This window comes from Corallococcus sp. AB049A, from assembly GCF_003668885.1.
GTDB classification, from domain to species: Bacteria; Myxococcota; Myxococcia; order Myxococcales; family Myxococcaceae; genus Corallococcus; species Corallococcus interemptor.
In genome coordinates this window covers 1-406 of the sequence record NZ_RAWL01001342.1, presented here as the reverse complement: position 1 = coordinate 406, position 406 = coordinate 1, and the positions used below count along the sequence as shown (strand labels likewise).

1 protein-coding gene is annotated in these 406 nt (G+C 64.0%); it reads right to left on the bottom strand.

The window, feature by feature from the left end:
• Positions 1–406, bottom strand: a 406-nt coding sequence (locus tag D7X55_RS42075) for an NAD(P)-dependent oxidoreductase (protein ID WP_147470541.1), incomplete at both ends; no start/stop codon positions are given.

Sequence of the window (406 nt, the reverse complement as noted above, 5' to 3'; positions counted from 1 at the left end):
TCACCAGATCGGTGCCCGGCTTCACTTCGTCCCACTCATAGTTGCTGAATGCCGCGATCTGGATCTCGCTGTCGAAATGGCCGATGTTGCAGACGATGCTCATCGGCTTCATCGCCGCCATATGCTCGGCGGTGATGACGTCGGCATTGCCGGTCGCGGTGCAGAAGATGTCGGCGCGGGTCACGGCCTCTTCCATCGTCACGACCTCGAACCCTTCCATCGCCGCCTGCAGCGCGCAGATCGGATCGACTTCGGTCACCATCACGCGCGCGCCGCCGTTACGGAGCGACTGGGCCGACCCCTTGCCGACGTCACCGAAACCGGCGACGCAGGCGACCTTGCCCGCCAGCATCACGTCGGTCGCGCGACGGATCGCGTCGACCAGCGATTCCTTACAACCGTACAG